The sequence below is a fragment of the Streptomyces flavovariabilis genome, from assembly GCF_000725785.1.
Lineage (GTDB): Bacteria > Actinomycetota > Actinomycetes > Streptomycetales > Streptomycetaceae > Streptomyces > Streptomyces hawaiiensis.
Window position 1 is genome coordinate 90,815 of the sequence record NZ_JNXD01000027.1, and the last position, 25,723, is coordinate 116,537.

Here is a 25,723-nt window from a genome sequence, read left to right on the forward strand (position 1 = left end):
AACCGACGTTCCGGGAGGAGTCGTTCGGGGTACACCGGCCTCATCGACGATCCTGGCCCGGGCCCACGGGGGAGAACGCAGGTGTCACGGGGGGAGACGCAGGTGCCCGCGAACAGACCCGCTACCGAAGAGCCGCGCTTAACCGTCACCAGAGCCCCGCGCCGACGCCTGCGCAGAGTACTGGCGTCGGCGCTGCCCGTCCCGGTAGTCGGGCTGGTCCTGCTCGTGGCCTCCGGGAACCTGCTTCTGCCGCTGCGGCAGGTGGTCACCATAGAGGCCAAGATGGCCTCGAAGAGGGACTTCTTCCAGGACCCCGTGGTCGAGCGGCTGCTGATGAAGCACGGCTTCCGCGTGCACATCACCAACATGGGCTCGCGTGAGATCGCCAAGCAGGACTACGAGGGGTACGACGTCGTCTTCCCTTCCGGCCAGCCGGCCGCCGACCTGATCAGCCGGGAGCGCGCCCGGGCGAACCGTCCGGTGCTGCTGTACCGCCCGTTCGTCAGCCCCATCGTGCTGGCCACCTACCGGGACTACGCCGAGGTGCTCACGACGGAAGGCGTCGCGCAGCGCCTGCCGGGGCCGGGTGGCCGGCCGATGTACTACACCCTCGACATGCGGAAGTTCCTTGATCTCGCGCACGGCAAGAGGAATGGGGTCCAGCGCGATTCCAAGGGCGGCTACCGCTGGGACGATATCGACCGCAAGGACCGCGTCCGCAACGGCAACAAGATCCTTGCCCAGACCTCGGACATCTGCGAAGCCAACTCCGCCGGCACCTACCTCGGACTCGTGGCCTTCGTCGAGCACGGGAACGACGCGCCGGACAGCGAGGCCGAGGCGGAGCAACTCGCCCGGAAGATCAAGCCGCTCCTCATCGAGCAGGGCCTGCCGTCCTCCGAACGGGCCGAAACGTATCTGTCCCCCGACGGGCCGAGCATCGCCCCTGTCTCGGTGATCTACGAGCACCAGTTCCTCGCCCACCAGATCGGGCACGAGGCCGACAAGGGTGCGACTGATGACGAGCGTGTCCTTCTCTACCCGTCCACACGCTTTGTCACCGAACCCCAGCTCGTCGCGCTGACCGGCGACGGCGCCCGGCTCGGCGAACTGGTCAGCAAGAATCCCGAACTCCAGCACCGGGCCATGGAATTGGGCTTCCGGGCCCGCAACGCGACCAGTGGCGCGACCAGCGACGAGCTCACCCGGTTCCTCACCGAGCGGCAGATCCCCGTTCCCACCACCTCCTCCGGCGACACCCGGGCGGTCCTGCCGAGCCTGCCCCTGCTGGAGAAGATGATCGAGATCGTCGGAGACTGCCCGGACCGGACGGGCAACCGGTGAGGCGCGGCGCGGGCCTGTGGGCGCTCTGCCTGGCGCTCGTCACCACCTTGCTCACCGCCTGCTCGGGCGACGGCGGCGACGACACGGTCCGGCTGCGCGTGCTCGCCGGTCCCGACCTCGCCGTACTGGCCCCGCTGCTGGAGGAGTTGAGGGACGAGACCGGCGTCGACCTGCGTCTGGACCACCGGGCCGACGCCGAGACGAAGACCCCGGACCGCGACAACTACGACCTCGCGTGGCTGTCCTCCGACCGCTATCTGCGTCTCACCGACAAGAGCGCAATCCGGGGGCTGCAGCGCATGCCCACCATGACGTCCCCCGTCGTCATCGGCCTGAAGCCGGATGTGGCACGGAAGCTTCGCGCCCGGGTGCCCGGCGGCCGGCTCACCTGGGCGGACATCGCGGACGGCGCCGCCACCGGCACCGTCCGCTTCGGCATGGCGGACCCCCGGCATGCCGGCAGTGGGCTCGCCGCCCTCGTCGGCGTCGCCACCGCCGCGGCCGGCACCGGAGCCGCTCTGCGCCCCGAGGACGTCTCCTGCGACCGGCTGCGCGGCTTCCGCTCCGGCCAGACCCTCACCGGCGACACCGGCCCCGCCCTCGTCGACTCCTACGTCGATCACCAGGGCGAGGCCAACGCCCTCATCACATACGAGTCCGATCTGCTCGCCCTCAACGCCACCGACCGCCTCGACGACCGCTTGGAGATCGTCCGCCCCCAAGACGGCATGGTCCTGGCGGACTTCCCGCTGCTCCTGCTGAACCCGGCCCACCGGACCGCGTACGACAAGGTCACGCAGTGGCTGCGGCGCGACTCGGTGCAGCGGCAGATCATGCGGCACACGCTGCGCCGCCCCGTGAACACGGCAGTGACTCGGGACCCGCGGCTGCGCGAACCGGTCGGCAACGCGCTCTTCTACCCCGATCAACCCGCCGTCGTGGCAACCCTGTTGGCGGACTACGGTGACCCCGACCGCCGCACCACGAGCCGGGTGGTCTTCCTGCTCGACTTCTCCGGCTCGATGCGCGGCACCCGGATGGCCGCCCTGCGCGAGGCCTTCGCCGGACTCAGCGGCGCGGACCTCTCCGCCTCCGGCAAGTTCACCCGCTTCTACCGGGGCGAGCGGCTGACCGCCGTCCGGTTCGGCGGCCGGGTGCTGGAGGAGAAGACCGTCACCGTCACCGGCCCGAGGGATCTGACCGCCCTCGCCGACACCGTCTCCAGGGGCGGCTACGGCGACGCCACCGCCGTGTGGTCCGCCCTCGACCACGGCTACCGCACCGCCGCCCGGGAACTGGCCGCCGACCCCGACCGCTCCGTCTCACTCGTCCTGATGACGGACGGCGAGAACAACGCCGGCTTGTCCTATGCCGAGTTCCTACGCCGCCACCGGGCACTGCCCGCCGCCGTGCGGGACGCCGTACACACCTACCCCGTCCACTTCGGCGAAGCCGACGCAGGCGAACTGCGGCGCGTGGCGGCGCGGACGGGCGGACGGATGGTCGATGCCGCCGGCTCGTCCCTTTCCGAGGCTTTCAAGGAGATCCGTGGCTGTCACTGACGCACTGTGGTGGAGCCTTTGGTGGCCGTGGATGACGGTCTGGCTGGTGACGGCCGCCGGCACGCTGGTGCTCGGGGTGGTCCTGGTGCGCCATGCCCGGGAGCGGCGCAGGCACATGCGGCGCTGGCAGTCGGCGTACAGCATCTGCCTGTACCTGGACGAGCAGGCGGTGATGGACCTGTACGAGCTCGGCAACTACCGGTCCGCGCTGGAGGAAGCCGTCGAGCTGCGAACGAAGGTCGACACGAGCGTCGGCTTCTGGAGCCGGGTGCTGACGTGGCTGTTCCGGTTCCGGCTGAAGCGGGACGTCAGCCAGGAGACGTTCCGCAAGTTCGTGCGCAAGGACAAACCGATCAACGTGATCGGCGTGGTCGTGGAGGCCTTCGACCGGGCCGACGCCATCGTCCACGCCGACCTGACCACCCTGACCGTCGTCCCGAACCGGAACCTCGCCGACAACCTGGCCGACGGTCGTGCGGTGACCTTGAGCCGCATCGGCGAATTCGTCTCGGTCAAAGGTGTGTTCACCGGCATGCCGGACGTAGCGGAGGGATTCGTGCTGCGGGCCGAGTACGGCGAGGAGCAGCCCCCGGTGTACATGCGCGTCGTAGCCCCCGGGAACGCGCGCCGCTCGATCCCGGCCGGCACCTTCACGGCCCGTTGCCTCGGCAAGATGACCGGCTGGCGCGAGGACACCCGCGAGGTGACGCTGGAGGCGATCGCGATCTTCTGGTGACTGCCGCCGCCCACCGGGAGCCGAACTCGGCGAGCACGGCAGGGTGGTGGGCTGGGCCGGATGGCCGAGCCCACCTCGCCGCCGGCCGTGGAGGTCGACGCGCCAGAGGCGAGAGGGCCCTGCAACGTTCCCTTCCTGGCCACGGCCGAGCAAGCCGGTCGGCGTTTGAGGCGTACGCCTGCGACCCGGCGAACACCCCGTTTCAGCTCGTCGTCGGCGCCCGCCGCGCCCTCGCCGACATCAGCCGACCTGTACGAACACATGTGACCGAGCGTCACAGTTGGCCCACCTGAGCACGGTTGTTGGCCGGCGCGCGCCTGGGCCTATCCGGGGACGGCGCCGAGGTCGACGCCGGTCAGGTCACGGCCGGCGTCCCACAACCGCGCCGCTACGGAGGTGTCGGCGAGGTGGTTCCACACCGGTTCATGCCGGGGCTTGCCGCGCAGGCTGAAGACGCTCGGTCCCCACTGCTGTCCTCCGCGCACGGTCGGGTCGAGCACCGCTCGGACCGCGGGCCATGCACCGGCGTGCTTGCCCTGGACGAGGAGGGCGGCTGGTGCCCCGCGGAGGCGCGCAGCAGCGGTCCGCACATGGACTGGCGGCCGTGACGGGGTCAGGGAGTCCAGCGCGCCGCCGGGATGGACCACCACGCTTGCCATCGTGCTGTCGACGGCGCGCAGGTGGCGGTCGAGTTCGAGGCCGAAGTACATCTGCGCCAGCTTGGAGCGTCCGTAGGCGCGCTTGGGCCGGTAGTCCTTCCGGGACTGCAGGTCGTCGAGGTCGAGCCGCTCGGACTTCGCCGCGAAGCTGCCCATGGTCACGATGCGGGCCGCGGGTGCGGCCGACAACAGCGGCATCAGCCAGTGGGTCAGCGCGAAGTGCCCGAGGTGGTTCGTGCCGAACATGAGCTCGTGACCGTCCCCGGTCTCCCGGCGCGGCGGGTCGTCGAGCGCGACGCCGGCGTTGTGGACCACCGCGTCGAGGCACTCCACATCCAGTGATTCCACCGCTGTTCTGAGCGACGAGAGGTCGGCAAGGTCCAGCCGTACGGCCCGCACCCGTGCGCCAGGGACACGCGAGCGGATCGAGGCCGTGGCGACTTCGGCCTTCGCGGGATTCCGGCTGCCCAGTACGACCGTGGCTCCGGTTGCGGACAACTGCTCCGCGACGAAGTACCCGATGCCGGCGTTGCCGCCGGTGACCAGGAAGACGCTGCCATCGGCACGCGGCAGCCGTTGAACATCCCAGGGCAGGATGGAGGATGTGGACGACATCGCGGCGGGGCTCCCTTGCTGGTGAAGGCTGCTGCGGCTGCCCTGCAGGGCAGCTCGACGCCCACGGTTCCAGCGGCCCCCGACACATCGCCTGCAGATCACCGACAGCCCCGCCGGACGGCCGAGGTATTGCCGACGCGGTGCTGGTCCGTTGCAGCCCGCCGTTGACCCTGACCATCACCGTGGCCAACTGGACCGCTGAATAGCCATGTTGAGCCGTGCCAGTTCTGCCGGCCGGACATCGGGCTGGGCATCGACGTGGCGTGATCGACGAACCGCGCTGAAGCTCCGCCACCGCCGACTGCTGCCCGTCGGCCCCGAGGCCGCTCCCCTGACTCCGCGTCGTTGAGCAGGCGGGCCGTGGCGAGCACGGCCTGGTGAATGGTTGCCCTTGCGGCGGCAGATGCGGCGGCGGCCCTCGGCTCAGCCGCGGACCGTTGCACCCCCGGGTGCGATCGGCGCCAGCCGGTACGCATTGCCCTCGCGCCGCACATGACCGGCGGTCGGCGGCGGGAAGTGGCTGCCGAGCAGCAGGGTTGAGGTGCCGGCCAGCGAGTCGAGCATCCGGTGCCGGGTCCTGGCGGCGAGTTCGGGTGCGATGTCCACGCAGCTGCAGAGTTCGGGATGCCCTATCTGGACCGGGTGGTGGATGCTGTCGCCGCTGATGAGTGCGCTCTCACCCTGGCTGCTCAGCTCCACCGTCACCTGGCCCGGAGTGTGGCCGGGGCTGGGCAGCAGACGGACGCCCGGCGCGATCTCCGTGCCCACGTCCGCGATGTCGACGAGGTCGAGAAGGCCTGCGTCCCGGACGGGGTACACCGAGTCCTGGAACATCTGTTGCCGCGCGTCCTCCATCTCGACACCGGCCCAGTAGCTCCATTCGCTATGCGAGGTGAGATAGCGCGCGTTGGGGAAGGTTGGGACCCAACTGCCGCCTTCGGACCGTGTGTTCCAGCCCACGTGGTCGGTGTGGAGGTGGGTCAGGATGACGAAGTCCACGGTCTCCGGTGAGAAGCCTTCCGCCGTCAGTCGCGCCTCGTAGTCGCTGTTCAGGTTGTGCCAGGCGGGATTGGTGCGCCGCTTTCCGTTTCCGATGCCGGTGTCGACGAGTATCCGCAGCCCGTCCACCTCGACCGCGAAACTGTGGCTTGCCAGCCGGAGGACTCCCGCTTCGTCGGCGAAGTGGGGGCGCAGCCAAGGGGTCCGGGTCACGACGTCCGCAGTCGCCCCGGGCAGCAGCCACGGGCCGGTCGCGGCGGGAAGAGCCGTTTCGTCGATACGTCGCACGGTGTGGTCGCCCACGGACCATGAGGGGGCCTGTGCGGTGGCGGGGGCACTGAGCTGCGGGGTCGCGGACACGGTGATCTTCCCTTACGTCTACTAAAGCAACTGGTTTGCTTTAAGCCACCGTAGGTCCTACCGTCACCTAAGGCAAACGATTCGCTTTTAGGCGCGCGGGCCGTGGACAGTTCCCGGACCGATGCACCGCACAGAGCTGGAAGGACACCATGACCAGCGAACTCACTCCCCGGCAGGCGGCTCAAGGCGCGCTGCGGGCGGGACTCGCCCTCGGGGACGACCGTCACGAAGGGGTGGCTGCGACCGCCAACCACATCCACTCCGTCATTGCCACGCTGCGGGAACTCGACTTCGCCGACACACCCCCTGCGGTCTCGTATCGGGCCGGACAGGAGAACGTCGATGCAACCCTTTGAACTGTCCCTCGCCGAGGCGGCCCGCGCCCTCCGCGCACGGGAATTGTCCCCGGTCGAGCTCACCGAATCCGTACTGGCCCGCATCGGCGCGGTCGACGGACGGCTCCGCGCCTACGCCACCGTCGCAGCGGACGCCGCTACGGCCGCGGCGGTTCGCGCCGAACGGGAAATCTCCGAAACCGGACCGCGCAGTCCGCTGCACGGGATCCCCATGGGCCTCAAGGACCTGATCGACGCCGCCGGCCTGCCCACCACGGCGAGCTCGGACGTCCGGGCCGGGCACATCGCGGACCACGACAGCCAGGTGGCCGCACGCCTGAAGGCTGCCGGGGCCGTTCTCCTGGGCAAGACGCACACCCATGAGTTCGCCTACGGCCTGACCACCCCGCAGACCAGCAACGCCTGGGACCAGAGCCGCGTCGCCGGAGGGTCGAGTGGCGGCTCGGCGGTGGCGGTCGCCGCGGGTGAGGCGACGTTCGCCCTGGGCACCGATACGGGAGGCTCCATCCGGGTCCCCGCCGCACTCAACGGCGTGGTGGGCCTCAAGCCGACCTACGGTCTCGTGTCCCGTTCCGGTGTGACCTCGCTGTCCTGGTCCCTGGACCATGTCGGACCCCTCACCCGCAGCGCGACGGACGCGGCTCTGGTACTGGCCGCGACGGCCGGGTACGACCCGCGCGACCCGGCGAGTGTGTCCGGCCCCCCGCTGGACGTCACCGGCAGCGGAGACCTGAAGGGGCTCAGGGTCGGCATCCCCCGCAACCACTTCTTCGACAGGGTCTCGCCCGAAGTCGAGGAGGCCGTACGCCGGGCGATCGAGCGGCTGACGGAGCTCGGCGCGAAGCTCGTAGAGGTAGAGATCCCGATGGCGCGCTACATCCAGGCCATCCAGTGGGGGCTGATGGTTCCCGAGGCCACGGCCTACCACGAGCGGTCATTGCGGGCCGTCCCCGACCTGTACACCCCGGACGTACGCGCCCTGCTCGAGGCCGGCGAACTCACATCGGCCGGCGACTACCTGCGCGCCCAGCGGGCCCGCACCATGATGCGCGACGACTGGGCTCGCATGTTCGGCGGGATCGACGTCCTCGCCGCCCCGACAGTGCCGATGACAGCCGCGAAGTCCGGCCAGGACACGGTCGAATGGGCCGACGGCACCGTGGAAGCGGTGTCCGACAGTTATGTCCGCCTCTCCGCCCCGGCCAACATCACCGGCGTTCCGGCCCTCACATTGCCGGTCGGGCACGATCACGCCGGACTGCCGATCGGTATGCAGCTGATGGCGCGCCCCTTCCGGGACGCGACGGTGCTGCGCGTTGGGCGGGTATACGAGGAGGCGGCTGCCGACGTGGGGCGGATCGCCCCGGTGGCGGCCTGAGGACCGGCGGAAGTCCCCTCGTGCTCGCCCCGGGACGCCCGACAGAGCTTCTCGGTCCGCCGGCTTCAGATGGTGCAGTGCCCAGGGCGGTGGCGGCGCCACCCCGGGCACCTGCCGCGGAGAACGGGACGGGTGCTATTAGAAGCAACTTATTCGCATTAAGGTGGCACGCATGAGCCCCAAGCCCATGACGCGCCCCGGCGGGCGCAGCGCCCGTGTGCAGGAGTCCGTTCATGCCGCGGTCCGTGAACTTGTCGGCGAGACGGGCCGCGAAGCACTGACCGTGCCCCTGGTGGCGGCCCGGGCCGGCGTGACACCTTCCACGATCTACCGCCGTTGGGGTGACCTGCAGGAACTCCTGTCCGACGTCGCAGTCGAACGGCTGCGCCCGGAGACTGATCCCGTCGATCTCGGCAGCCTGCGGGCCGACCTCGACGCATGGGCGGAGCAGTTCCTCGACGAGATGGCCTCTCCACCCGGGCGTGCGTACATCAGGGATGCGCTCCTCGGTGATCCGGACGGCACCAATGCCGGCCAGTGCTCCGCCTACGCCGCGGAGCAGATTGACGCCATCCTGAGCCGTGCCACGCGGCGCGGAGAGGCAGTGCCCGAGACGGAACGGGTGATCGACCGGGTCGTGGCGCCGATGATGTACCGCATTCTCTTCCGCCCCGGCCGCCTGGACGCCGCGTACGCGCGCGAACTCGTGACGAACGCCCTCGACCGGCCCTGACAGCGAAACCCGCACCGGAGCGACCCGTACGGGTCATCAACGCCTGGCGGGCCAGGGCGTCGGCTCCCTCCCCGAGCCGTCGCGACCGCTGGATTCTTGTCCAGCAGGGGCAGGAGTCGGGTTGTGGTGCTTGCTGCCCGGGCGTGCGCGGTCGACCGGGCTGGGTCCCGCTCTTGGGCCCCTGCCCGCGGCCCGGACGCGGGAGGAGCCGATCACCGTCCGCGACCGGTCCAGCTGATTCTTCGACCGAAGCTTGTTCAGCAGCAGCTGGTGGGGCTGGTCCCAGACGCCGGCCTCGTTCCAGGCCGCCAGGCGGCGCCAGCAGGTCATGCCCGAGCCAAAGCCGAGCTCCTGGGGCAGGTACTCCCCCTGGATGCCGGTGTGCAGGACAAACGGGATGCCGCGCAGGGCCTAGCGGTCACCATGCAGGCGAAGACGGTGCCCTGTGAACCGGCACACCGCGTCATTCCGAAGAAATGCGAAACTCGAATTCGGGACGGTCCCACGGCACGGCGGGCGGGTTCGCGAGCACGGTCCCGGTCCGCACTGCACCGACGCGGTGGTAGAAGTCCTCGGCGGGAACATGCGACACGACCTTGACACGGTCGAGCCCGGCGGCACGGGCCTCGGACCCGAGGACCCGGCCTCCATGCTCATCGGTGCCGACGGCGACGAAGGCACGGTGGGCCTCGATGTAATCAGGACCGACCCGGTAGCCCGCCACTGCGGCCGCGTACTTGCCCTCGTAGGCGCCTGAGCCACGCACGAGCCGCGTGAGCCGTTTGGCATCCCGCGCGACTGCCCTCCGTATCGTGACCGGCCGGCTGGTCGAGAAAGTGCGTGCACCCATCGGGAGAGTATTTCGCACCGGGGAGTGCCTTCCTGCGGCGGGTCGGCAGCCAGGGCCGGCGTTCCTTCACCGCTCCCGGGAACCACTCGTGCGAGCGCAACCGATCTCACGCCGGAGCGCTCCGGCGCCTCACGGCTCCGCGCGGAAGTCCCCGTCGGAACGGTTTCTGGCGGGCGTTGTTGTATCACCCGCGATCACGCAGCTATCACGAACTGGGCCCACCCTGTCGGATCAGTAGGACCTGACCTGCGCTTTCGTGCCCTCGCTGGCATGGGCGGACGCCCCTTACGACCTGTTCCAGGTGGGACCGTCACAGCCCAGGGCGGGCAGCCACTGCCCGCGCAGCCGTCTCGCTGACAGCACCACGAGGTAGACGACTACAGGTGAACCGATGAGGGTTGCGGCGAGCAGGCAGGCGAGCCAGGACGTGTCGCGTTGCCCGGGAAAGGTGAGGGTGCCGGTGGGCGGGATGGCGAAGCCGTTGAGGAAGAGCCAGCACAGTACGGCCGTGCCGGGGGCCGCGGTGAAACGGGCGCACAAACCCTGTGGCGGGCCAGTAGGGAGAGTCCGGCCAGGGTGAGCGAGGGCCGGTCCGTGCCGACCAGAGCGCTGAGGAGTGCCACGAGCTGGGAGAAACCGCGACTATCCAACGGGCCGGGCTCCACATCGTGGGTGTCTTCCTCCGGCCCGACCGGTGATCGCGACGTCGATGCCGATGCCTGGGCCGGCCGCCGCGAGGCGCCGGACCGGTTTGCCTGGTGGGCGAAGAAGATCCGGCAGGGAAGATTGCTGCGCCGCTGGACGGAACGGAACCGCTCGGCGTTCTCCGCGATCAGCGCCGACGGCCGTCACGCCGACCATGTGGTTATGGTCCTATCCACGCCGACGCATGCGATGCCTGCGGAGGAGTGGGAGGGCGCGAACATGGATCACAGACCGGCGAGCGTCAAGGCGGTCGCGGTGACGGATCGCGCGACGGTGGCCGCGAAGTCCGTGCTGTGGTCCTGGTCGTGGAGGGTGTCGCCCGGGGTGTGGTACTGCCGGGTGCCGTTCCCGGGTGCGCCGTCGGGCGTGGAGAACAGATCTTCGGAGACGGCGACGGCCGCCCACCCCCGCTCGTGGAAGCTCGCATGGTCGCTGCGCCCCACCGCCGGGTCGTCGGCACCGGTGACCTGCTGGACCGTCACCTCGGGGTCGATGACCGGGACGGTACGCGCGACACGGCCGCCCAGTGCGTCGGACGCGCTCACGACCGGGCCCGGCACCGAGGAGCCGCTGTGGATCTCGACGGTGGGCGTGGTCCCCTGCTGCCGGCCCGCGATCATGTCCATCTGGAATACACCGGCGATGCGGTCGCCCGCCGCAGCGGCAGCCCGTGCGTAGAACTTGCTGCCGACCAGCGCCTGTTCCTCGGCGTTGAAGAGTACGAAGCGTACGTTGCGGGTCGGCGCGCCACCGTCTTCGAGCAGCACCTTCAGACACTCGGCCGCAGCCATGACGCCCGCGGTGCCGCTCCCGTCGTCGTCGGCGCCCGGTGCCGGATCCACGGCCGGGTCGTACAGGCGCGGCTCGCCGTCCGCGTCGAAGAACTCACCATTGGCCGCGGTGGAATCCAGATGCGCGGTGATGAGCACGGTGGAGTCGGCGCCGGTGACACGGTGCTCGGCCTCCACATTGAACAGCTGATGTCCGCGCCACCGGAAGGGGTGCAGTCGGACTGTCAGCCCGAGGTCCTGGAACCGGCGCGCCAGCGCCTCGACGACCCGTCCGTTGTCCTCGGCCGATGCGTCGCGGCTGCGGACCTTCAGTGGCCGGCCCGCCACCAGCGGCTCGATCCCGGAGATGCGGGCCACGTGCCCGCGCAGCACGTCGGGGGTCACGGCCGCACCGACCACGGCGATCGTCCGGGTGGAGGGGAGACCATCACCGGCCATCGCGGTGAGGCCTGCGGGCCGCACCTCGTCGCGCGGGGCGAGGAGGGCTGGGTCGGGCAGCAGCCGTTCGGTGTGTCCGGGCTTCGCGCCGGGCAGGTGCACATCCTCGACCGGGGTACCGGCAGGCGCGGCGAGATAGACACCGCCCGGTGCGGGCCCCAGCGAAGCGACCGGCGGAGTCGCCGTTCCCGCTAGTTCATCGGCGACGAAGCCGAAGACGGCCCGTGCGCGCAGCGACGTTTCGGCCGCGTAGCGGGTGGCGGACGGGGTGTCCGCGAAGGTGTCGGCGACCTGGAGCGGACGGTTGTCGCGGACGAGGAAGGCTGCCGTGTCCTCCACGTGTCCGCGCATGTCCACGGTGAATCCGGCCCGTTCGAGTGTGTGGACGCCGCGCGTGGTGGCCATGGCGAGTACGAGCCGCTCGGAGGCGACATGCACCGGAACGACCTCGGCCTCGTTCGCGACCGCCGCCAGCCCGGGCAGTTCCTGGCCTTCCGGCAGCTCGATCCGTGTCCAGAAGGCGGGACGGTTCTCCATGGCCGCGAGGGTGAACACGGGATGGGCTGCGGTGCGCATCCCCGCTTCCCGAGCGAACGCACGCTCCTGAGAGTCCTCCCCCACAAAGACGCACTCGTCGGCCTCGACGGCTCCCGCCCTCGCACCCGCCGCGCTCGCGACCGCCTCCTCGAAGAGCCGCCGGCTGTTCTTCGGACCCCAGTGCACCAGACCGTCGTCCGGAAAACGGCCGGGGAAGGCCTCGTGAAGCGCCGCCGCAGCCGAGGCGGCTGCGCCTTCGCTCGTTCCGGGGTTGGAGATGATGCCCTTGGGCACCTCACGCAAGGAGTCGAGCACAGCGACGACGCGCGGCCGGGGCAGTAGCGTCAGCGAGCCGTCGGCCTCGAGCCGGCCATCCGCCAGGGTCGCCCCGATGTCGAAGAAGAGCACGGGCATCTCAGTTCCTCCGCGACCCGGGAGCCCGGGGCCCTGTGGCCCCGCGGCGACGCCCGCGACCGTGCAGGCTGCTTCGAGAACAGGCTCCCGATGAGTCCATCCTCGGCCCGCGGTTGCGTTCCCGCATCCCGGGGCGTAGAGGGGATCCCGTTCAACGTCCCACAGTTGAACGGGATACGGGTTGCCCGGTGCGCCGAACCGTCCGGTTGCCGCCTGCACACCGCGGTGTGACGTTTGAAGGGGGCATATGCGAACGGTGGGAACGGCACGGGGGTGGGACAGAATCGGCGAGGGGCGCAGCAAGGGGTCACAGTCATGTCGCATCTGGAAAGATTCCGCTATCACTTCACCGACGACCCGCAGGCGGGCGGCGCGCCTCCGGGGCCCGAGTCGGTTCGCGGGGTGAGAGCCCCGGAGGGCGCTGAGCCCCGGGGTTTCAACTCGGCCGAGTCCGCCGCACGGTTCTACCTGGCCGAGAAGCTCGCGCAGGAGGAGGCGCCGGCGCTGCGTGAGGCCGTTCGGGAGGACCGGCCGGAGCGGGTGCCCGATCTCGCCCTGAGCACGGAGCGCCACCAGGCAGGCACCGGCACCACTCTGGTCCGCTTCGAGCAGACCCAGCAGGAGATCCCCGTCTTCGGCGCCGAGGTGCTGGTCGAGATAGACGAGGACCAGCGGCTGGTCTCGATGGACGGCAAGCTCGGCGAGGTGACCGGGGTCGGCTCCGTGCCGGAACTGTCGGGCACGGAGGCCCTGGAGCGGGTCAAGGCGGCGACCGGCAGCACGATCAGCGCCGAGGAGCTGCCGCCGCCGACGCTGGCGTACGTCAGCCGGGACGACCACTGGCACCTGGTCTGGCACGTGCGTGAAGTGCCGGCCCAACTGCCGGAAAACCGCCGTGAGGAAGGTCAGCGCGGCCATGGCCTCGGGTCGTCGCCGCGCGACGCCTTCCCGCTCACCGGCTACCTCGTCGACGCGTACTCCGGCGAGCTCCTCAAGTCGTACGGGATGGCCCCCACGATCACCGTGCCCACCCGGTTGGAGGGAGAGGACGAGGTCACTGTCCGTCACCGGATCCAGGGCAGCCGGCAGGACGGCTCGTACCTGCTTCACGACAAGTGGCGGCAGATCGCCACCTACGACCTGGACTTCGCCGACATCGACACCGCCCGGCCGCCGGCCTCGGCGATCGGCTCGCCGCAGGCGGACTTCGGCGACGGCCACCGGGCCGGGGTCTCGGCGCATGTCAACGCCGAGCGGGTGGAGAGGTTCTACCGCGACCAGCTGTACCGGAACGGCATCGACGACGCCGACATGGACCTGATCTCCATGGTCAACTGCACCTACCACGAGGACGGGCCGGGACCCGAATGGTTCAACGCCGTCTGGTTCAAGAGGCGGATGTGGTACGGCCAGGTGTCCGACGGGACCCGCCTGATCAGCCTGGCCCGGCATTTCGACATCATCGCCCACGAGATGACCCACGGGGTGATCGAGACCTCCAGCGACCTGGTCTACCAGGACCAGTCCGGCGCCCTGAACGAGTCGCTGGCGGACACGATGGGCGTCATCATCGCCAACTGGTACCAGGCACCGGACCGCGAGGACGTACGCACGTGGAACTGGGAGATCGGGGCCAAGCTGGGCGGCGGCGGGCTGCCGCTGCGCGACATGAGCGATCCCGTCCGGACCGGCGATCCCGACCACATGCGCGACTATCTGCGCACGACGCGCGACAGCGGCGGGGTGCACACCAACAGCAACATCCACAACAAGGCGATGTTCCACCTGCTCGCCTCAGTGGACACGGCGGGCAAGCCGGTCCTCAAGGTCGAGGAGTGGGCGCTGCTGATCTATCTCGCCCTGGTGCGACTGCTGAGGGAGTCGGAGTTCGAGGACATGCACCGGGCGCTGCGGGACGTAGCCGGCACGTACCTCTCCGGCAACGCCCCGCTGCGGACCGCCGCGCAGACGGCGATCGGCGAGGCGTATCAGAAGGTGGGCATCGCCTGAGTGTCCCGGGTGGACCGGAGTCGCGGGCGGACGGCGGGGCGCACGAACACGAACGTGGTCATCGGGATGCGGACAGGAGGGGGCCGGAGTACCGAGCCCGCACCCCGCAACGTTTCGCCCTGCGTGACCTCGGCGCCCACACCCACAACCCCGGTCTCCTCCTCACCGGCCAGGACGTGGCCTCGGCGGGCGTCAGCGGCGCCACCTGGGTGGCGGCGTCGCCGCCTCCGCCGCCCTGGAACGCGACGCCCTGGAAGACCTCGCGACCGGGTGAACGACGGGGGTGAGACGGCGAATGCGGCGTACCAAACGCGACGGACCGAATCTCATCACCCGACGGCCGCTTCCGCACCGCGCACGACGACAGGCACCACCACGACCCTGAGCGACACCGACTTCGCCACCCCGATCGAGGACCGGTACTTCGAGGACTATCGAGGTCCTCAACCAGCACGGCCAGACAGTGCTGGCCATGAGCGCCATGAACCTTTTCCTGCGCCGCCAGGTCATCAGCGGGCCAGGCTGACGGTGCGCTGCCGCCGCCCTCCAAGTACACCGGTGTGGCGCACCTGGCACTGCCTGGACGTTCCACCTGCCCGCAGGTCCCGCAGGATGGAGCATCAAGGCAGGGCTCAACCCGGCGATTTCACAACCGTTACAGTGGTGTCGACCGTGTCCACCGCGTCGGAGCCGACCTTGCCGAACCTGGCCAACCTCGAGGAGATCTTCTCCGACGAGGGTGACGGCGCCGCCGGACCCGTGCAGTCACCCGGCTGGCAGAGCAGCGTCTCGCCGCAGGGACTCGCGGTGACTTTGATCGCCGACTACACGTTCCCCGTTCGGGCCTGGTTGCCGTCGGCGGCGATCGTGGCATTGCTCGGCGAGTTCCAGGTGACCGCGGCCGCCGCGCGTACGACGATCAGCAGACTGATGCGCCGAGGGGTGCTGGAGAACAGCCGGCAAGGGCGGTACAGCTCCTACCGGCTGACGTCGGAGGCCGCCGTCGACCTGTGGAGCGGCGCCAGCTCGATCGCCACCTTCACCACTCAACCCGACTCATGGGACGGCCAGTGGACACTGATCGCCTTCTCCGTCCCGGAACAGGAGAGCACGCGGCGGCGCGCGTTGCGCACCGCGCTGCGTTGGCGCGGATTCGCGCCGCTGTACGACGCGCTCTGGGTGTCGCCGCACCCCCTGACCCCCAAGGGGCGGATCGAGGTGGCCCACCTGGCGCGGGGAGCGGTGACCGTGTTCCGCGCTCGGCAGGAGGATCTGGATACGGAGGTTGACCGCAACCCGGTCGAGGCGTGGGACCTGCCTGGCATCGCCGAGCACTACCGGGCTTTCATCAGCCGTTGGAGCGGCTTGCTTCCGCACATCAGCGCCGACGGCGTCACCGGTGCCGATGCGGTGCGCGCCCGGACCGAGGTCATGCACGCCTACCGGCACTTCCCCATCCTGGACCCGTTGCTCCCCATCGGGCTGCTGCCGCCCGGCTGGCCCCGGTCACGGGCGCGGGAAGTCTGCGTCGCGGTGTACGACGGTCTCCTCCAGCCGGCCCAGGACCATGTCCGCGCTGTGGCGACCCGATGCGCGGAGGGGCCGCATCTCGACATCCGGGCCCATACGATCGCCGGCATGAGTGCGGGTATCGGCCACGGCTGACGACGGACCCCCGCGAGCGTGACCGGGCGGACCGCGGAGACACCACACAGCGCCTCCCGCCCTGCGATCTGTCGAATGCCCGTCGAAGGCAACCGAGTTGGGCTCCGATGATTGACAGATCGGCACCCGATCGGGACTCTGACTGTTGCAAGACCCCATGGGAACGCTCCCAGAAGCGCCGGCGCACGACGAGTGGAAGGAGAGGCACCTCTGCGACGCTTCCGCGGAATTCCCGTCTCCCCATCAGATGGGCGAGCGGGTGGGTCGCGAAGGGCTTTCGCCATGATCGAGTCACCGGTCGGCCGGTGTTGAGCGGCTCGCCGTGTCTCAGCTCGCAAGAGCACGCCACATCCATCACCACCACGGTCGCTGCCACAGGCAAGACCGGTATGTCCTCACCGTGCGCGATACGCCGACCTGACCACCCCCACGGCTACTCCCCCACCACCTCGGTCAGCGTCACCGCCGCAGCATCGCCGATGCCCCTTCCCGGCGCCCGACCGAGCAGCGCTCCGCACACCCCCACACCAGGAGTCTTCATGACCACTCAACGGCGCAGCTTCCTGACCCTGAGCGCAGCCGCGGGCGTAGGCATATCCCTGCTCGGCACGGGGCAAGCAGTTGCCACCGCGAGGGCCGGAGCTCCGAGCCGGCGGTTCGCGGTCGGAGTGCGCCAGTACGTCTGGAGTCGCGGCAGCCGCCGGTGGACGACCTACGTCCACTACCCCGCCACCGGCGCCCCCGGCGGCTCACCCGTCACCAACGCGCCTGCCGCCCAGGGTGTTTTCCCGGTCTGCGAGTTCATGCACGGCTTCAACAGCAGCCCGCAGAAGTCCCTGACGGTGATCCGTCCCCTGGCCGAGGCGGGGTTCCATCGTCCCCGCCCCCCACTGCGCCTCACAGCCCGGCCCGACGCACGGATCACCGCCGCGATCCCCATGTCCTGTGTGGACATGGGCAACCCGAGCCCACCACCTCCAGCTCCACCACCTGGGGAATCCGCCCTGAGCTGAGGATCAACCACGCACGGCGCCCGGCCCCGTGCACGGCGCGGGCGCTTCACAGCTCCGACCACTTCTCGGATCACTGCGAGGCAAGCCGTGGGTGGCGCTCTTGACTGTGTACGTTCCCAGACTGAGGGCGGGAACGACACCCCCGAACACCCGGTGCGGCTCCGGCCGCTCGCACTCAGGCAGACAGGTCCACTTGGGGGCCGACACCCTCAAGGCTTGAAGAGAGGAAAGCTCATGGTTTCACCAGCAGGGAAGTTCAGAGCCGTTTTCCTTGCCATCCTGATGACGGTTGCCGCATCCGTGTACGGCGCGGCACATCAGGCATCGGCCGACACTGTGGCCCAGTCGAGCGCTTCGCAGATCGTGGCCGACATGGGCGCGGGATGGAATCTGGGGAACCAACTCGAAGCCACCACCGACGGATACCCCAGCGAAACGGCATGGGGTCAGCCGGCCGTAACGCAAGCCCTCATCGACAAAGTGAGGGCGGCAGGGTTCAAGACGATCCGGATCCCCGTCTCCTACTTGGGATACATAGGACCCGGACCGAACTACACGATCAATCCCTCCTGGCTGAACAGAGTCCAAGAAGTCGTCAACTACGCCTACAACAGGGGCCTGCATGTGATGATCAACATGCACGGCGACGGCTACAAGACCATCAACGGCTCATGGCTGATCTGCGATTCACCCTCCCAGGCGACGATCAAGGCCAAGTATCAGAAAGCTTGGCAGCAAATCGCGAACCGGTTCAAGAACTACGACCAGCGCCTGATCCTTGAGTCCATGAACGAGGAGTTTGACGGGCAGTACGGCAACCCGACCCAACCGTGCTACTCAAACATCAACAGCTACAACCAGATCTTCGTGGACACCGTGCGAAAAACCGGCGGAAACAACAGTTCAAGGTGGCTGCTCGTTCCCGGCTGGAACACGAACATCGATTACACCGCGGGGAATTACGGCTTCACGCTTCCGTCCGACCAGTATCGATCCCCCTCCATTCCCGCCAACGAGCGGCGCATCATGATCTCCGTTCACCACTACAGCCCGTGGGACTTCGCCGGAGAGGAAAGCGGCACCATCACGCAGTGGGGGCGAGCGGCGACCAATCCATCGCGAACCTCGACCTGGGGACAGGAAGACTATCTGGATTCCCAGCTCAAAAAGATGCATGACACCTTCGTCACGAAGGGGTATCCGGTAGTGCTCGGCGAGTACGGCGCGATCGACAAGTCGTCGTTCGATTCATCGAACAACAGGTATCGCGCGGACTTCGCACGGGCCGTCGCGGCCACCGCCAAGAAATACGGGGCGGCCCCCGTCTACTGGGACAATGGCACAACCGAACGGTACGGGTTCGGACTCTTCAACCGGCGCTCCCTCACGGTGACCCAGCAGGGCATCATCAACGCCATCATGAGCGGCGTCGGCAGCCGTGCTGCCGGCCAGAGCCTTCCGTCTGGCGCTTAGCAGGACCAGGGGCCCGGCGACGGGAACCGAGCTGCGCAGCAGCCGCTTCGCCCTGTGAGCCATGAGGTCCACACCGCCGCTCGTGGGCAGCGATGTGTGCGTCGGCGGCAACGCCGAACATCCTCAAGAAACGCCGACCCCCGGTCAACCAGAGCAGCCGTTCGCGATGTCAGTTCGGCCACCACCGGAGCGTTCAAGGGGTGGGCCGCTCGCTCGGAAGGTGGTGCACACGCCCATGGCAGTGTCACGAAGACGGCTTCTGGCGCTGGGCGCCGGAGCGGCCGCCGGAGGGTTCTGGACGGCCGGCTGTGGGTCGCAGCGCTCGCTCGGCGACGCGGATGAGATCACGCTGTGGACCTGGGACCGGTCGGTGAGCGACGAGTTGGTCGCCCGGGCGGAGACGAAGGGCATTCCCGGGGCCGACGGCTTCAGACTCAGCCGCACCAACATCGGCGGCCACTTCAACACCAAGGTGCGTACCGCGCTCGCCGGCAAGTCGCTGGTGCCGGACATCATCGGCATCAACTCGGACGTGGCCACCTACTTCCCCCACCAGGACGTGTTCGTCGACCTGAACGACTTCGGGGCGGCCGAGCTGAAGAGCCGGTACCTGGACTGGAAGTGGAACGAGTGCATCACGCCCGAGGGCCGGATGATCGCGTTCCCCATGGACACCGGCCCCACCGGGCTGTTCTACCGCACCGACCTGCTCAAGCAAGCCGGGATCACCACGGACCCGAAGGAGCTGGCCGCCCGGGCCCCGGACTGGGACGGCTTCATCGCCCTGGGCAAGGAGCTGCGGAAGTCCCGGGAGCGCGCGGTGATCTGCCCCAACATCCGCCACGTCTGGAGCATCCGGCTGGGCCAGCTGGCCAGTAAGTTCATGACCGAGGACGGCCGGTACGTCGGCGACCGGGACGAGTTGCGCGAGGCATTCGAACTGGCCTACCGGATCGGTCGGGACGGCCTGTCGGCCGGCGCCCCGGAGGGTTCCACCGACTTGTACGGCGTGGTCACCAGCGGCCGGCAGCCGGTCGGGATCGGCGCGGTCTGGTGGGGCTCGGCCTTTCCGGAGTCGGCCGCACCGAAGACGGAGGGCGAGTGGCGGGTGACCGACCCGCCGGGCGGCGCGGGCAACGTCGGCGGCTCGTTCTTGGCGATCACCAAGTACTCCAAGAACCCCGAGGCGGCCTACCGGTTCATCACCTGGTTGCAGTCTCCGGAGAACCAGGTCAAGGCGTTCACGGAGATGTCGTTGTTCCCGTCTTCGCCGCGCTCCTTCACGAGGCCGGAGATGCGTGAGCCCCGGCCCTTCTACGGTGGGCAACGCACCATCGAGGTGTTCGGCCCGTCGGCACGGCAGGTCAAGACCGTTTACAGGAGCCCGTACGACCGGGTGATCGACCCCGTCTTCGCCGCCGAGCTCGCCAACGTGGAGGCCGGCAAGAACGTCGACACGGCATGGAGGGACGCCCAGGCCACCGTCGAGCGCGAACTCACCCGCGAGGGGGCGATCTGAATGGGCCTCGCCGATTCCCTGGGTGGGAAGGCCGTCAAGCCGCGCGGGAGCGGCGCCACGCCGCCGCCGGACGGGTCCAGGCCGCTGCCCGGCTGGCGCCGCTACTGGCCGATGTACGCGGCAGTGTCACCGTTCTTCATCCTCTTCGCCGTCTTCGGCGTCTTCCCGGTCGGCTTCTCCGTCTACTTGTCGTTCATGTCGTGGGACGGTATCGGGGAGATGCGGTCGATCGGCTGGGACAACTACGCGTACCTGGTGACCGACTCCGACTTCTGGCAGTCGATCGGCAACACCCTGGTCATCTGGCTCCTGTCCACCGTCCCGATGGTCTTCCTGGCGCTGGTCATCGCCTACGCGCTGCACACTGCCGTGCGGTTCAAGGCGTTCTACCGGGTGGCCTACTTCGTCCCGAACATCACCTCGATCGTGGCGATGACCCTGGTGCTCGGCTCGGTCTTCAGCGACAGCTCCGGGCTGCTCAACAGCGCGCTGCGGGCGATCAGCGCGGGCGAGGTCGGCTGGCTGTCCGACCCGTGGGCGATGAAGGCCTCCGTGGCGGCGATCACCACCTGGCGGTGGGTCGGCTACAACGCCATCATCTGCCTGGCCGGCCTGCAGGCCATCTCCAGCGACGTGTTCGAGGCGGCCAAGGTCGACGGCGCCGGCAACCGCCAGACATTCTTCCGGATCACCCTCCCGATGCTCCGCCCGGTGATCCTGTTCGTCGCCGTCACCTCCACCATCGGCGGGCTGCAACTGTTCACCGAGCCGCAGGTGCTGTTCCCGGTGGACGACAACGGGAACGTCGGCGGGCCCGGCGGGGAGGCCACCACCATCGTGCTCCACCTGTACCAGCAGGCGTTCATCTTCAACCGGTTCGGCTATGGCGCAGCGGTCGGCTGGGCGCTGTTCCTCCTGATCGCGGTGTTCTCCGTCATCAACTGGCGGCTGATCGGCGGCCACGACGAGGACGCGATCGGCACCGGCAAGCGGAAGGAGAAGACCCGTGCGCGCTGAGACCTCCGCCAGGTCGCGGACGATCGTGGGCCACGCCGTGCTCCTGCTGGGCGTGCTGATCACGGTCTTCCCGTTCTACTGGATGTTCGTGATGGCCTCGAACAGCACCGGGGACATCTTCGCCTACCCGCCCGAGCTGCTCCCCGGCCCCCACCTGTGGGAGAACATGAACAAGGTGTTCGACGGGATCGACTTCTGGAAATCGATGGGCATCACCGTCGTGGTCGCCACAGCCGTGACTTTCCTGGTGTTGCTCCTCGACTCGCTGGCCGCCTTCGCCTTCGCCAAGTACGACTTTCCCGGGCGGAGGGTGCTGTTCTGGATCGTGCTGGCCACCTTCATGATTCCGATGCAGCTGGCGCTGGTGCCGCAGTTCGTCACCCTGGCCTGGCTCGGCTGGGTCGGCTCGCTCAAGGCGCTGATCATCCCCGGTGCGGCCAACGCGTTCGGGATCTTCTGGATGCGCCAGTACGCGCAGGGGGCGATCGCCGACGAGCTGATCCAGGCGTCGAGGGTCGACGGGGCCGGGTTCTTCCGCCAGTGGTGGACGGTGGGGCTGCCGGTGCTCCGTCCGGGGCTGGCGTTCCTGGGGATCTTCACCTTCTTCCACATCTGGAACGACTACCTGTGGCCACTGATCGTGATGACCGACCCGGGCAAGGTGACGCTGCAGGTGGCCGTGCAGCAGCTGAACGGCGTCTACACCACCGACCAGTCGATGGTCATCGCCGGAGCGCTCATGTCAGTGATCCCGCTGATCGGGGTCTTCCTGATCGGCTCGCGCCACTTCATCGCCAACCTGGCCGCCGGCGCCATGAAGTTCTGAAGAAGCACGCGCGTGGTCCCGCCCTTCGAAAAGGCAGTTGCCGCACCTGCGCTGAGCACCTCAGGCAGGCACGAGCCCTGCCGCTGCACCGGAGATCACCTGACTCGGGAGCTGACGCTGTGAGAACCGCGAAGTTCGTCACCCCTGCCCTCCTGCTCTCGGTGGTCACGGCGAGTTCCGTCGCCATGGCCCCCGGCCCGGCGTCCGCGAGCGCCGTGGCGGCCGGAAACACCTACTACGTCGCCCCGAACGGGAACGACGGCGCAGCAGGTACGCAGGCCGCTCCGTGGGCATCGATCGCCCGTGCACAGGCCGTCGCCAAGGCGGGCGACACGGTCTACTTCCGGGGCGGCACCTACGCCTACACCCGCGCGAACAGCGCCTGTCCGAGCCAGACCGCCAGAGTCGACGCGATCACCCTGAACAAGAGCGGCAGCTCGGGCAACCCGATCCGGTACTGGGCCCATCCGGGTGAGAAACCGGTCTTCGACTTCTCGCGGATGACGGACAACTGCCGCATCAAGGGTTTCAACGTCACCGGCAGCTGGCTCCACCTCAAAGGACTGGAAGTCAAGGGCGTTCCGCAGAACAACAGCCGGAACGCCGAGTCCTGGGGCATCTGGATCTCCGGCAGCAACGGCGTCTTCGAGCAGGTCAACACCCACCACCACATGGGCACCGGCCTGTTCATCAACGGCGGGGGCGGCAACCTCGTCCTCAACTCGGACTCGCACGACAACTACGACCTGCGCAGCAACGACGGGCCCGGCGAGAACGCCGACGGGTTCGGTTCGCATTACACGCCGGCCGGCCGCGCCGCGAACGTGTTCCGGGGTTGCCGCGCGTGGTGGAACGCCGATGACGGGTTCGACCTCATCTCCACCTACTCGCCTGTGATCATCGAGAACTCGTGGGCCTGGCGCAACGGGTACGTGCCGGGGACGACGACGCCCTCCGGCAACGGAGCCGGCTTCAAGTCGGGCGGCTACGGGGGCGACTACGAAGCCAACGCGCCGAAGCACACCGTCCGCTCCTCGGTGGCGTTCCTCAACAAGGCAGCCGGCTTCTACGCCAACCACCACCCGGTGGCCAACGACTTCTTCAACAACACCGGCTACGGAAACCACCCCAACTTCAACATGCGTGGCGTCGACTCGACCGGCGCCGCCGTCGGCCGGGGCAACCTGCGCAACAACATCGCGTACACCGGAACGCCGACCTCGTACATGAGCGGCACGAACGCCGCGTACAACTCCTGGAACCTCGGTGTCCCCCTGTCGGACTCCCAGTTCCGGAGTGTGTCGACGTCCGGCTGGGACGCGCCCCGCCAGACCGACGGGAGCCTGCCCGTATTGCCCCACCTCCGTCCCTCGGCGAACAGTTCCCTCATCGACAGGGGCACCGACGTGGGACTGCCCTTCAGCGGAAATGCGCCGGATCTCGGCGCCTTTGAGAACGATGGAAGGTGACATCGTGAGGCAAAGATCGCGTGTCGTTTCGAAGTACTGGAAGGTGGCCGCCGCCGCATTGTTGTCCGTGGCGTTAGCGGCACCGCTCTCGGCGGGCACCGCTGCGGCGGAGACACCTGCAACGAAGACACCAGCGACGAAGACATCGGCAACGGCGCTCCAGGACCAGGGTGCCGCCGCCGCACCGGTGGTGGATCGCGGCCTCAAGTACCTGGTGTCCGACTACCGGACACGCACTCCGTCGAAGTACACGGCTGACTCCTGGAAGCCCTTCGCCAAGGCGTTGACCGCCGCGGCCGATGTCGCCGACGACACGTCGGCCGGCACGTCTGAGGTCGCCGCCGCGAAGACGGCACTGATGACCGCCGCCGCCGACCTGGAGGCCGCCGACGAAGGCACGTTCCAGACCATCACGAACAACACCTTCTGGAACGACACCAGCGGCAACCCCATCTATTCGCAGGGCGGTGGGGTCTTCAAGTTCGGCGACACCTACTACTGGTACGGCGTGCACTACACCGGCGCCGAGCTCTACCGGGCCAATCCGACGAAGAAGTACGACGGCAACGTCAGCTTCGTCTCGATCCCCGTGTACTCGTCCAAGGACCTGGTGAACTGGAAGTTCGAGAACCGGGTCGCGACGCGCTCCACCGGCGTGGGCAGCGGCGCCAACCTGGGTGGTGCGGGCTGGGTCGGGCGGCTCGGCGTCTCGTACAACGAGAACACCGGCAAGTACGTGCTCGCCGTGCAGATGTGGCACACGGGCAGGGGCGGGCACGGTGTTCTGCTGCTGCAGGGCGACTCACCCACCGACACCTTCGACTACGGCCACTTCCAGACCCAGATCACCAACTCGCCCACGACCGGAACCGGGGATCAGACCGTCTTCACCGACGACAACGGCAAGGACTACCTGATCTTCTCCAACCGCGAAGGACGGTCGCGAGGCTTCGTAGCCAAGTTCCGGGAGTCCGACTCGCTGCGGATCGAGCCAGGCGTGGAGATCCGCCGCGGCGACGGTCGCGAGGGCAACGCCATGTTCAAGCTCGACGGCAAGTACTACCACGCGGCGTCGGACCTGCACGGCTGGAACACCTCGGTCAACTACGTCAATGAGTCGACCAGCAGCAACGTTCAGGGCTCGTACAGCAGCGAGTACGTCCTTGCCGGCACCGAGAAGGACTACAGCCACGTGACCCAGACCGGGTTCTTCGTGACGGTCAAGGGCACCAAGCAGAACACGGTGATCTACGCCGGCGACCGCTGGGCCGACTTCGCCTGGAACGGCATCGGGTACAACCAGTGGGTGCCGATAACCAAGACCGGCGCGAGGCCGCAGTTCCACTCGGTGAGCCAATGGCAGTTCAACGCCACGACCGGAGAGTGGCGTGTCGGGCAGGCGAACAACTACATCCTCAACCCGGACATCCAGGCTGACCGCATCATCGTCTCCAGTGTGCGGGGATGGCGGAACCTCGGCGGTTCGGTGACCAACGTCAACGGTGGTGTGAACGGGTCTCGCTTCGCCCTCCAGGTGAGCAACAGCGGCGGCGTCGAGCAGCGGATCGAGTCGGTGCCCGCAGGCACCTACACCCTGTCCCTGCACGCTCGGGGTAGCGCCGGACAGGTCGTGATCACCGGCGCCAACGGCAGTCAACGCACCCTCGGCATCCCGTCGTCGAGCGGCTGGGCCAAGCGCGAGCTCACCGGCATCGAGCTGCCCGGCGGGGCCGCCACCGTCACCGTGCGAGCGTCGGGTTCGGGCGGCGTCACCGTCGACCAACTCTCACTGGTCAAGACCTCTGCCGACGCGCCGTCGGGACAGCGATACGAGGCGGAGACCGCGCCGGCGTTGTGCCAGGGCACGATCGACTCGAACCAAGCGGGCTTTTCCGGTAGCGGGTTCTGCAATGGCACTGCCGCTGCGGGGGCCTTCGCGCAGTTCACGGTGACCCCGGCGACCGCTGGTACGGCGACGGTGGCGGTCCGGTTCGCCAATGGCTCCACTGGCGGTGCGAGGCCGGCGAACCTGATCGTCAACGGATCCACGGTGGGGACCGTTTCGTTCGAGTCCACCGGTGCGTGGACGACGTGGACGACCAAGACCGTGACCGTCCCGTTGAACGCCGGCAGCAACACCATCCGATTGGATCCGACCACGGCATCCGGACTACCCAACGTCGACTACCTCGATGTCGGTGCCGCCACTGGCTGACGTCCCATGTTCTGCCGGTCTCTTTGACCGGCAGAGCGC

At 68.7% G+C, this 25,723-nt stretch carries 19 protein-coding genes and 2 pseudogenes; 15 read left to right on the forward strand and 6 right to left on the reverse strand.

From position 1 onward, the window contains the following. Positions 1 to 102: 102 nt before the first annotated feature. The 3 genes from IO24_RS0134790 to IO24_RS0134800 are packed head-to-tail and all read left to right on the forward strand — an operon-like array spanning position 103 to position 3,642. Entirely contained in the window at positions 103 to 1,344 is a 1,242-nt protein-coding gene (locus tag IO24_RS0134790) for a hypothetical protein (protein WP_031142947.1), read from the forward strand. Continuing rightward, positions 1,341 to 2,906 carry a vWA domain-containing protein gene (locus tag IO24_RS0134795; protein ID WP_031142950.1) on the forward strand — a complete coding sequence of 522 codons (1,566 nt, stop codon included), beginning with the start codon at positions 1,341 to 1,343 and terminating at the stop codon, positions 2,904 to 2,906. The genes IO24_RS0134790 and IO24_RS0134795 overlap by 4 nt, the downstream gene beginning before the upstream one ends. Then, positions 2,893 to 3,642, forward strand: coding sequence for a hypothetical protein (locus tag IO24_RS0134800; RefSeq protein ID WP_157851304.1), 750 nt, complete (start codon positions 2,893 to 2,895; stop codon positions 3,640 to 3,642). Before IO24_RS0134795 ends, IO24_RS0134800 begins: the two co-directional genes overlap by 14 nt. Before the next feature lie 323 nt (positions 3,643 to 3,965). Here the strand turns inward: IO24_RS0134800 and IO24_RS0134805 are convergent, their stop codons facing one another. Then, a complete protein-coding gene (locus IO24_RS0134805) occupies positions 3,966 to 4,916 on the reverse strand; it encodes an SDR family NAD(P)-dependent oxidoreductase (RefSeq protein WP_031142954.1) in 951 nt (316 codons plus the stop codon). Between the two features lie 423 nt (positions 4,917 to 5,339). Next, positions 5,340 to 6,275, reverse strand: coding sequence for an MBL fold metallo-hydrolase (locus tag IO24_RS0134810; RefSeq protein ID WP_031142956.1), 936 nt, complete (start codon positions 6,273 to 6,275; stop codon positions 5,340 to 5,342). 149 nt (positions 6,276 to 6,424) lie between these two features. Here IO24_RS0134810 and IO24_RS0134815 point away from each other — a divergent pair, with 149 nt between their 5' ends. The 3 genes from IO24_RS0134815 to IO24_RS0134825 all read left to right on the forward strand — a co-directional run bounded on the left by IO24_RS0134815 (position 6,425) and on the right by IO24_RS0134825 (position 8,742). Continuing rightward, entirely contained in the window at positions 6,425 to 6,631 is a 207-nt protein-coding gene (locus IO24_RS0134815; protein ID WP_031142958.1) for a hypothetical protein, read from the forward strand. Continuing rightward, entirely contained in the window at positions 6,618 to 8,009 is a 1,392-nt protein-coding gene (locus IO24_RS0134820; RefSeq protein WP_031142960.1) for an Asp-tRNA(Asn)/Glu-tRNA(Gln) amidotransferase GatCAB subunit A, read from the forward strand. The genes IO24_RS0134815 and IO24_RS0134820 overlap by 14 nt, the downstream gene beginning before the upstream one ends. A gap of 172 nt (positions 8,010 to 8,181) precedes the next feature. Next, a complete protein-coding gene (locus tag IO24_RS0134825; RefSeq protein WP_031142962.1) occupies positions 8,182 to 8,742 on the forward strand; it encodes a TetR/AcrR family transcriptional regulator in 561 nt (186 codons plus the stop codon). A gap of 123 nt (positions 8,743 to 8,865) precedes the next feature. Here the strand turns inward: IO24_RS0134825 and IO24_RS43670 are convergent. From IO24_RS43670 to IO24_RS0134840, 4 genes and pseudogenes are all read right to left on the reverse strand, one after another. Next, a pseudogene (locus tag IO24_RS43670) lies at positions 8,866 to 9,153 on the reverse strand (transposase); the annotation flags it as partial. Positions 9,154 to 9,205: 52 nt separating this feature from the next. Further along, positions 9,206 to 9,592, reverse strand: a complete 387-nt coding sequence (locus IO24_RS0134830; protein ID WP_031142964.1) for a GNAT family N-acetyltransferase — start codon at positions 9,590 to 9,592, stop codon at positions 9,206 to 9,208. Positions 9,593 to 9,877: 285 nt separating this feature from the next. After that, positions 9,878 to 10,257 (reverse strand): annotated as a pseudogene (locus tag IO24_RS46790) (hypothetical protein). 264 nt (positions 10,258 to 10,521) lie between these two features. Then, positions 10,522 to 12,477, reverse strand: a complete 1,956-nt coding sequence (locus tag IO24_RS0134840; RefSeq protein WP_031142966.1) for a M20/M25/M40 family metallo-hydrolase — start codon at positions 12,475 to 12,477, stop codon at positions 10,522 to 10,524. 315 nt (positions 12,478 to 12,792) lie between these two features. On the opposite strand from IO24_RS0134840, the gene IO24_RS0134845 reads away from it, so the two are divergent. The 9 genes from IO24_RS0134845 (at position 12,793) to IO24_RS47715 (ending at position 25,684) form a co-directional block, all read left to right on the forward strand. Further along, positions 12,793 to 14,487, forward strand: a complete 1,695-nt coding sequence (locus tag IO24_RS0134845) for a M4 family metallopeptidase (RefSeq protein WP_031142968.1) — start codon at positions 12,793 to 12,795, stop codon at positions 14,485 to 14,487. Between the two features lie 612 nt (positions 14,488 to 15,099). Beyond that, positions 15,100 to 16,152: a PaaX family transcriptional regulator gene (locus IO24_RS0134850; protein WP_234335374.1), complete on the forward strand. Its 1,053-nt coding sequence runs from the start codon at positions 15,100 to 15,102 to the stop codon at positions 16,150 to 16,152. A 539-nt stretch (positions 16,153 to 16,691) separates the two neighbouring features. Beyond that, the gene (locus tag IO24_RS43675) at positions 16,692 to 17,165 is read left to right on the forward strand and encodes a hypothetical protein (RefSeq protein WP_199808904.1); all 474 of its coding nucleotides are present in this window, start codon (positions 16,692 to 16,694) and stop codon (positions 17,163 to 17,165) included. Between the two features lie 234 nt (positions 17,166 to 17,399). Beyond that, positions 17,400 to 18,638 carry a glycoside hydrolase family 5 protein gene (locus IO24_RS0134855; RefSeq protein ID WP_078899556.1) on the forward strand — a complete coding sequence of 413 codons (1,239 nt, stop codon included), beginning with the start codon at positions 17,400 to 17,402 and terminating at the stop codon, positions 18,636 to 18,638. 235 nt (positions 18,639 to 18,873) lie between these two features. Then, positions 18,874 to 20,157: an ABC transporter substrate-binding protein gene (locus IO24_RS0134860; protein ID WP_031142974.1), complete on the forward strand. Its 1,284-nt coding sequence runs from the start codon at positions 18,874 to 18,876 to the stop codon at positions 20,155 to 20,157. Further along, positions 20,158 to 21,174: a carbohydrate ABC transporter permease gene (locus tag IO24_RS0134865; RefSeq protein WP_031142976.1), complete on the forward strand. Its 1,017-nt coding sequence runs from the start codon at positions 20,158 to 20,160 to the stop codon at positions 21,172 to 21,174. Then, positions 21,164 to 22,000: a carbohydrate ABC transporter permease gene (locus IO24_RS0134870; protein WP_031142978.1), complete on the forward strand. Its 837-nt coding sequence runs from the start codon at positions 21,164 to 21,166 to the stop codon at positions 21,998 to 22,000. The genes IO24_RS0134865 and IO24_RS0134870 overlap by 11 nt, the downstream gene beginning before the upstream one ends. 119 nt (positions 22,001 to 22,119) lie before the next feature. Next, the gene (locus tag IO24_RS0134875; RefSeq protein ID WP_031142980.1) at positions 22,120 to 23,469 is read left to right on the forward strand and encodes a right-handed parallel beta-helix repeat-containing protein; all 1,350 of its coding nucleotides are present in this window, start codon (positions 22,120 to 22,122) and stop codon (positions 23,467 to 23,469) included. Beyond that, complete coding sequence (locus IO24_RS47715; RefSeq protein WP_420823249.1) at positions 23,429 to 25,684, forward strand: family 43 glycosylhydrolase; 2,256 nt, start codon at positions 23,429 to 23,431, stop codon at positions 25,682 to 25,684. Before IO24_RS0134875 ends, IO24_RS47715 begins: the two co-directional genes overlap by 41 nt. Positions 25,685 to 25,723: the final 39 nt, after the last annotated feature.